This window comes from Anaeromonas gelatinilytica, from assembly GCF_016820635.1.
GTDB lineage: Bacteria > Bacillota > Clostridia > Tissierellales > SIT17 > Anaeromonas > Anaeromonas gelatinilytica.
In genome coordinates this window covers 1-5,501 of record NZ_WSFU01000041.1, presented here as the reverse complement: position 1 = coordinate 5,501, position 5,501 = coordinate 1, and the positions used below count along the sequence as shown (strand labels likewise).

At 26.4% G+C, this 5,501-nt stretch carries 5 protein-coding genes; all 5 read left to right on the top strand.

The genetic code is table 11. The annotated features are described in order from the left end of the window. Positions 1–352 precede the first annotated feature (352 nt). The 5 genes from dapF to GOQ29_RS03325 all read left to right on the top strand — a co-directional run bounded on the left by dapF (position 353) and on the right by GOQ29_RS03325 (position 5,294). Complete coding sequence (dapF, locus tag GOQ29_RS03345; RefSeq protein WP_207750637.1) at positions 353–1,189, top strand: diaminopimelate epimerase; 837 nt, start codon at positions 353–355, stop codon at positions 1,187–1,189. 139 nt (positions 1,190–1,328) lie between these two features. Beyond that, positions 1,329–2,519: an aspartate aminotransferase family protein gene (locus GOQ29_RS03340; protein ID WP_203371219.1), complete on the top strand. Its 1,191-nt coding sequence runs from the start codon at positions 1,329–1,331 to the stop codon at positions 2,517–2,519. Between the two features lie 45 nt (positions 2,520–2,564). After that, complete coding sequence (locus GOQ29_RS03335) at positions 2,565–3,716, top strand: M20 metallopeptidase family protein (RefSeq protein WP_203371218.1); 1,152 nt, start codon at positions 2,565–2,567, stop codon at positions 3,714–3,716. A 245-nt stretch (positions 3,717–3,961) separates the two neighbouring features. Next, positions 3,962–4,795: a CAP domain-containing protein gene (locus GOQ29_RS03330; RefSeq protein WP_203371217.1), complete on the top strand. Its 834-nt coding sequence runs from the start codon at positions 3,962–3,964 to the stop codon at positions 4,793–4,795. A 223-nt stretch (positions 4,796–5,018) separates the two neighbouring features. Beyond that, positions 5,019–5,294 carry a DUF1294 domain-containing protein gene (locus GOQ29_RS03325; RefSeq protein WP_203371216.1) on the top strand — a complete coding sequence of 92 codons (276 nt, stop codon included), beginning with the start codon at positions 5,019–5,021 and terminating at the stop codon, positions 5,292–5,294. Positions 5,295–5,501: the final 207 nt, after the last annotated feature.

The window sequence follows — 5,501 nt, the reverse complement described above, 5'->3', positions numbered from 1 at the left end:
TCTATAAACAAGATAAGGGCAGGTATTCAATGGAATACCTACCCCAACTATTGACAAAGAGCCTTTTTTATATGAAACATAACTCGTAATGAGTTGATTTTTTTAGTGTTAAGTATCAAGTTTATCACATTCAGGTATATCTTTCCTTTTTTTTCTTAAAATTATGTTTAAAATGGAACTTCTAGAGAAAATATGTGTAGAATAGAATAAGTATGAACGATAATCTAAGAATAGAGTTTAAGCAAGTAACTACATCAAAAATTAATATATCCTATACAATTTTTAGTAAAGATAAAAATAGAGCGGTAAATATTATTGCGAAAACTTTTAATCTATAGTTAGGAGGAAAATTATGATTAAGTTTGAAAAACTTCATGGTACGGGTAATGATTTTATTATTTTTAATTCATTAGAAGAAAAGCTTCCGAATTATTCAGAGTTAGCAAAGGTCGCGTGCAATAGAAACTATGGTATTGGTGCAGATGGAATGATAGTTGTTGAATCTTCGGATATTGCTTCTATAAAGATGGTTTTTTATAATTCAGATGGTAGTGAAGCACCTATGTGTGGAAATGGTATTAGATGTTTTTCAAAATTTATATTTGATAATCAAATCATAAAGGATAAGAGTTTTAATGTAGAAACTCTAGGAGGAATTATGAAATCTGAAGTAATTATTGAGGATAATGAAGTTAGAAATGTAAAAATAAATATGGGGATTGCTAAATTTGATACTAATAGTTTTCCAATAAATACAGATAAGAAAAAGTTTATAGATGAAGAAATTGAATTGGATGATATGAAATATAAAGTTTCATCTTTAATGTTGGGAACAATACATACGATAATATTTGTAGATAAACTCCAGCAATATTCAATAAAAAAAGTAGGAAAAATAGTTGAAAATATGGATATTTTTCCTAAAAAAACAAACGTAAATTTTTGTGAAGTAATAGATGAGAGTAATTTAAAAGTAATAACTTGGGAAAGAGGATCAGGACAAACTCTATCATGTGGTACAGGAGCATCTGCAACAGCAGTAGTTAGTTCTTTGTTAAATAATACAAATAAAAAGGTAAATGTTCATGTACCAGGTGGAAAGTTAAAAATTGAGATAATAGATAATTTAGTATATATGACAGGTCCAGTTAGACTTATTTGTAAGGGTTATTTTAATTATAATAAATAGAATTTGAGGCTAATAGGGGTGTTGCTAGATTTCTTGTAAAGATTATTAAGGAAAAGGATAATCAGACATCAGATAAAGTTCAATTGTTAGGTGATTTAAGGGGTTAGATATAATAGCGTGAAGGGAGATGACTTTTTAAATGATTAATATTGTAAAAGAGGATAAGGAATATATTTTGAATACTTACAATAGAATAGATTTAGAAATTATAAAGGGAGATGGCTTGTATTTATATGATAATAAAGGAAATAGTTATTTAGATATGTTTAGTGGAATATCAGTAAATCATTTAGGTCATGGTAACAGTGAAATAATCAAAAACATATTAGAACAAGCATCTAAATATATACATCTTTCCAATCATTTTGCAAGTAAGACTGTGGTTAATCTAGCAAAATTATTAGTGGAGAATACTTTTGCATCTAAGGTTTTTTTTACTAATTCAGGAACTGAAGCTAATGAAGGGGCATTAAAGCTTGCTAGAAAATTTGGTAGAGGAATTGATGAATGCAAGATTGAAATATTATCGGCTTATAATTCTTTTCATGGTAGAACAATGGGGGGATTGTCTCTAACAGGACAAAAAAAATATCAAGATTCTTTTAGTCCTCTTATACCACATATAACTCATTTTTTGTACAATGATGTAAAAGATTTAAAAGCAAAGGTAAATCATAAAACCTGTGCTGTTTTCATTGAGATTATACAGGGAGAGGGAGGTATTATTGAAATATCACCATATTTTGTTAAGGCTTTAGATGAATTATCAAGAGAATATAATTTTTTAATTGTAGTAGATGAAATTCAGACTGGATTAGGGAGAGTAGGAGGATTTCTTGCCTCTGATTTGTATAATATTAATCCTCATATAATTACATTAGCAAAATCTTTAGGCGGAGGATTGCCTCTTGGAGCTATGCTTGTGAGTAAAGAAATTGAAAATGTATTAAAGCCAGGTGATCATGGAAGTACTTTTGGAGGTAATCCAGTAGCTTGTGCAGCTGGAGAAGTCTTAATAAGTGAAGTTATTCAAGATGAATTTAGAAAAAAAACAAGTGAAAAAAGTAAATATTTATTTAATAGGTTATACGAATTACAGAAGATGTATCCGAATGTAATTAAAAATATAAGAGGGAAAGGATTAATGATAGGAGTTGATGTAGGAGAATATGCTGATACTATAAAAAATATGGCATTAGATAGGAAATTATTGCTTAATGTTACTAATAGAACTGTAATTAGACTACTTCCTCCTTTAAATATAAGTTTTAGAGAGATAGATGACTTTATAGATATATTTAGGAAAGTTTTAAGCATATTTCATGAATAAATATTTTTAAATATAAAAGATTTAGAGGGATTAAGGTGGGTTAACATGGAAGAATTGTTTAAAGAAATAAGTAAAGAAGTAATAAAAATAAGAAAGATTCTTCATGAAATTCCAGAAATAGGATTTCATGAGTTTAAAACATCAGATTTTATAAAGAAAAAATTAAAAGAATATGGATATAGAGTAAGAACAGTGGCAAGAACAGGGGTTTTAGCTTTTGTTAAAGGAAAAAATAATCATAAAGCTGTAGCAGTTAGAGCTGATATGGATGGTTTAATGATTAATGAAAAGACTGGATTATCTTTTTCATCAAAAAATGAAGGTAGAATGCATGCCTGTGGACATGATGGACATATGGCAATTTTACTTGGCTTAGCAATGTATTTATCAAAAATAGGTACTATTAATAGAGATGTATTATTAATATTTCAACCGGCAGAAGAAGGCCCTGGAGGAGCAAAAGTTATTGTTGATGAAGGTATTTTAGATGATTATAATGTGGAATGTATTTTTGGATTACACATATTTCCAGAAATAGATGAGGGAAAAATTGGAATTGTATCAGGTCCATTGATGGCTCAAAATGGAGAATTTGATATTAATATTCAATCAATAGGTTGTCATGGTGCTATGCCTCATCTTGGCACGGATGGTATTTATATTGCTAGTGAAATGATTGGGTTATACCAGAGTATTGTAAGTAGAAATATAAATCCAAATGAAGGTGCTGTACTGACTATTGGAAAGATTTTTGGGGGAGAGGCAAGGAATGTAATTGCTAATAGTGTCAAAATAGAAGGAACGATAAGAGCATTTAACACTGAAGTGTATGATGAAATAAAAGATAGAATGATTAAGATAAATAAAGGAATTGGATTAATGTATAATGTTAACATTGATATGGAGATAAGGGATTTTTATCCTCCAGTTATAAATGATAAAGATCTTTATAGCTTAGTTAAGAATAATTTAAATCCTGAAGAAATAGTAGAAATTGAACCTATGATGTTAGCCGAAGATTTTTCTTATTATCAACAAGTACGACCAGGCTTTTTCTTTATGTTAGGATCAAGGAACGAATCTATAGGGTATATTTATCCTCTTCATAGCAGTAAATTTAATTTTAATGAAAAAATACTTTTTCACGGGATTAAAACTTATATTAAAATTTTAAAATCACTAGATGTAATTATTTAAAAGGAAAAACATTTCTTTATTTTTTATAAAGGAGTGTTTTCTTTATAAGGTAGATTTTAATTATGGTTATGTAGTTATTTCATTTCTTATTATTACTTTAAATATATATGATTTGAAATGAAAATTTTGAAAAATAAATATAAATTTTATTTAATTTTTAGAAAGAGTAGATTTATTATTTTTTTATAATATTTATAGAAAATAATGTAGATACTATATTTAAATAATGAAATAAGGAGGTTAAAATGAAATATAAAATTATATCAATAATTTGTATAAGTTTTTTATTAATTTCTTGTAATAATGCAAATGACACTGCAGAAAATACTACAGAAGAATCATCAATATCTGATGTGTCTGATGTTGAACATATAAAAATAACTTCTGAGACTTGTGATGTAAAAGAAGGAGCAGGTGAAGAATTTAAGTCCATTGGAGAATTAAAAAAAGATGATAAAGTTAATGTTTTAGAAGAAGTAGAAGACTGGTATATAGTTCAATTAGATAATAATCAAGTAGGTGCAGTAGAAAATTCTGATGCTACACCGATAGTAATAGAAGAAGGAAAGGATAATGGTAAGAAGCCATCAGATGCAGAAACACCAGATAATCAAACTAATGATCAAACAGATACTAATGAAGAATCAGAGGATCAAAATATAGGAGAAAATACCAATGAAACTATAACATTAACAAATAGTGAGCAACAAATGATTGATTTAGTCAATTCAGAAAGACAAAAAAATGATTTACCAGAATTACAAACAGATCTAGAACTAACTAGAGTAGCGAGAATTAAATCTCAAGATATTGTAGAAAATGATTATTTTAGTCATAATTCTCCTAATTATGGAAGTCCATTTGATATGATGAAAAGTTTTGGGATAGATTATTTACATGCTGGAGAAAATTTGGCAGGAAATTCGAATGTAGAAAATGCTCATAATTCTTTAATGAATTCAAGTGGGCATAGAAAAAATATATTAAGTCCAAATTATACTCATATAGGAATTGGAATTAAATCAAGTGACAAATATGGGTATGTGTATACACAGATGTTTATTAGTAAGCCTAAATAAAGAGAGAAAGATTTTATAAAAAAGTTTAATAATAACAAAAACAGGTATATTATGTATGGTCATATATGATTTGCCTGTTTTTATTATTATTAAGATTATAATGGAATATGTAATGTGATTGGTTAAAAGTAATTTTTATTAATATAATAATTATATTTTATGATAAACTTATATAGAATTCGAATTAAGAATTAGTATATATTTAAAGGAAGTGAAAATAAAAATGAAAGATTTTAATACGGAAGTAATCATATATATTTTTTTAATTTTATCTTCTATAGGTTTTATATTAATGGGGTTAGATAAATTTAAAGCTAGGAGACATAAATGGAGAATTAAAGAAAGTATATTATTATTTTATGCTTTAATAGGAGGAAGTATAGGTATTATAATTGGTATGATAGTATTTAATCATAAAATTAGAAATAAGAAATTTAAATTAGGAGTTCCGATTATATTTTTAAGTCAAATAATTTTATTTTTAAATTTTTTTAACTGAAATAAGGTGTATTAACCTATTATTTCTCAAATATCATTTATGAATTTGTGATTTTAGTAATGAGTTAAAATAATATTTGATTGTGTTTTATTTTATATGATGAAATGAAATACTATATTAATCATCTTACATATGTTATAAATTATATAAAAAAGATGTTGACTTATAAAATTAAATTTGTTATATTACTAAGGGTCATTTAAAAAT